Consider the following 2980-nt stretch of genomic DNA (forward strand, 5'->3'; position numbering starts at 1 on the left):
GGGGTACGGGCCGTACTCGCCTATTGGCAGGAACGGCTCGATCAACTTCCACTGCTCGTCGGTGAGTTTCCTGCGCGCCACGACCGACTTCCTACCGGATCCGCCTCCCGGACGGACCCGATTCGGCAAGATTGATCCCGACATCACACAGACCCGACGAGATCGAGTTCGTCGTCGCCAACGAGGAGTCCGCCCGCGTCAACGCCCTCATCGGCGGGCAGGTCGAGTACGCCCACGAGCTCAACCCCACCACCGCCCGCGCCCACGAGGACAAGGGACAGATCGAGATCGTGCGGCTGCGCAACAGCGCCATGCAGGGGTTCTGCATGAAGACCGACCGGGCCCCCTTCGACGACAAGCGGGTGCGCCAGGCGTTCTTCCTCATCGCCGACCGCAAGGAACTCGTCGACGGCGCCCTGTCCGGCGCGGGCGAGGTCGGCAACGACCTGTTCGGCAAGGGCTACGAGTACTACGCCGACGGCCTTCCCCAGCGCGAGCAGGACCTCGACAAGGCCCGCTCCCTGCTCAAGCAGGCCGGCGCCGAGAACCTCAAGGTCACCCTGGACACCTCGGCCGTCGCCGCCGGATTCACCGAAGCCGCCAGCATCTTCCGCGACCAGGCGAAGAAGGCAGGCGTCACAATCGACGTCAAGATGGGCAGCAAGGACTCGTACTGGAGCGACATCCTCGACGGCGGCACCCTGTGCTGCTACCGCTCCGGCGCCATGCCCATCGAGGCCCACATCTCCCAGCGCCTGCTCACCGACTCCACCACCAACGCCACCAAGTGGCAGCACAAGGACTTCGACGCCCTCTACCAGCAGGCCCAGTCCACCCCCGACAAGACCGACCGCGCCGCCGTCTACGAGCGTATGCAGCGCCGCCTGTACTCCGAGGGCGGCTTCCTGATCTGGGGCTTCGCGGACTGGATCATCGGAACGGCCCGCACGGTGAAGGGGGTTGAGACCAAGGCGCCCGCAAACACCATCGACTGGGTCCGCTTCGACAAGGTGTGGCTCGCGTGAGCGGACTTCGCTCCTTCGTCGCCCGGCGGCTGCTCCTCGGCGTCGCGCAGACCGTGGCCGTGGTGCTGCTGGTCTTCGCGCTCACCGAGGCGCTGCCGGGTGACGCCGCCGTCGCCCTGGCCGGGGACCAGCCCGACCCTGCCCGCATCGAGGCCATCCGCGAGACCATGGAGCTGGACCGGCCCGCGGTGGAGCGGCTGGCCGACTGGGCGGCGGGCCTGCTGCACGGCGACTTCGGCACTTCCCTGGCCTCCGGCCGCCCGGTCAGCCAGTACATCGCCGACGGTTTCGGCCCCACCCTGCTGCTGGCCGCGCTCACCATGGTGCTGCTCGTGCCGATCGGCTTCGGGCTGGGGGTACTGGCCGCCCGCCACGAGGGGCGGCTGCTCGACCGGCTGGTCAGCTCGGTGACGCTCGCCGTGTACGCGGTGCCCGAGTTCGCCCTCGGCGTGCTGCTGGTGACCGTCCTCGCCATCCAGCTGGGCGGGCTGCCGCCGACCGCCGTCGGTTACGGCACCGACCTGCTCTCCCACCCGGCCGCACTCGTCCTGCCCGTCCTCGTCCTGCTCGCCCGGCCCGTGTGCTCCCTGGTGCGTCTGGTGCGGGCCGGCATGATCGACGCGCTCGCCTCCCCGTACGTCGCGCAGGCCCGCCGCTACGGCATCTCCGGCGCCCGCATCCGCTACACCCATGCCCTGCCCAACGCCCTCGCCCCCGCCGCCCAGCAGCTCGCCCGCACCATCGACTGGCTGCTGTGCGGCGTCATCGTCGTGGAGGCGCTGTACGTGATCCAGGACTCGGCACCGTCCTGCTCAACGCCGTCGCCGAACGCGACGTACCCGTCGTCCAGGGTCTGGCGGTCGTCTTCGGTGTCTTGACCGTCATCCTCAACCTGGGCGCGGACCTGGTCGCCCACCGCCTCGCGCCCCGGTCGGGGGTGGCCGCGTGACGAGCTTGTGTACGGGCCGCTTCGCTCTCGGCGTCGGGGTCATCGCGGTACCCCTCGTCCTGGCCCTCCTCGGCCCGGTGTTCGCCGGTGAACCGGGCTCACGGGCCGCGTCCTTCATACTCGGCGACGGCCACTGGCTCGGCACCGACTTCGTCGGCCGCGACGTCTGGCAGCAGGTGCTGCACGGCGGCCGGCCGGTCGTGCTGACCGCCCTCGCCGCGACCGCCCTGGCCTACCTCGTGGCCCTGCCCATCGGCCTGTTCGGCGCGCTCACCCACCGCCGCTGGCTGGAGGAACTGCTGATGCGGCCCCTGGACGTGGTGCTCGCCATCCCGTCGTTGCTGCTGATCCTGCTGGCGGCGACGGTGTTCTCCCCCGGCGCCGTAGGGCTGGCCCTGCTGGTGGCGATGGTCAACGTGCCCGACGCGGCCCGCCTCGTGCGCGCCGCCGCCACCGAGGCCGCCGCCCGCCCCGCGGTCGAGGCGCTGCGCATGCAGGGCGAGACGTGGTGGCGCATGGCCGTCGGCTACGTCGGCCGCTCCATGCTGCGCACCCTGGCCGCCGACGCCGGCACCCGGCTGACCGGTGTGCTGTACCTGGTCGCCACTGCCGCCTTCCTCGGCGTCGGCGTGGCGCCCGACGCCGCCGACTGGGCGGTCATGGTCGACCGCAACCGCACCGGCCTGTTCGTCCAACCCTGGGCCGTCGTCGTCCCCGCCCTGCTGATCGTCGGCCTGACGATGGGCACGAACCTCCTCTTCGACGCCGCGCTGGACAAGGGCGGGAGACAGGGCGCCCCTGCCCGCACAGCCACGTCCGGAGGCACGGGCGGAACTCTCCTGAGCCGGACAGAGAAGGAAGCACGTCCGTGAACCACGAGAACGACACCACCGTGGGTCCCGTGGCCGAGATCCGCGACCTGCGCGTCGAGATCGACGGCAAGGCGATCGTCGACGGAGTCAGCCTCAAGGCCCTGCCCGGCAAGGTCACCGCGCTGGTCGGCGCC

1 protein-coding gene and 2 pseudogenes are annotated in these 2980 nt (G+C 71.2%); all 3 read left to right on the forward strand.

Annotated elements, in window-relative coordinates:
- Nucleotides 1-155 precede the first annotated feature (155 nt).
- Nucleotides 156-1025: pseudogene (locus AOQ53_RS36215) on the forward strand (ABC transporter substrate-binding protein); the annotation flags it as partial.
- A pseudogene (locus AOQ53_RS36220) lies at nucleotides 1022-1974 on the forward strand (ABC transporter permease). The pseudogenes AOQ53_RS36215 and AOQ53_RS36220, both read left to right, overlap by 4 nt.
- Nucleotides 1971-2846: an ABC transporter permease gene (locus AOQ53_RS36225; RefSeq protein WP_078945672.1), complete on the forward strand. Its 876-nt coding sequence runs from the start codon at nucleotides 1971-1973 to the stop codon at nucleotides 2844-2846. The pseudogene AOQ53_RS36220 and the gene AOQ53_RS36225 overlap by 4 nt, the downstream one beginning before the upstream one ends.
- Nucleotides 2847-2980: the final 134 nt, after the last annotated feature.

The organism is Streptomyces azureus, from assembly GCF_001270025.1.
GTDB classification, from domain to species: Bacteria; Actinomycetota; Actinomycetes; order Streptomycetales; family Streptomycetaceae; genus Streptomyces; species Streptomyces azureus.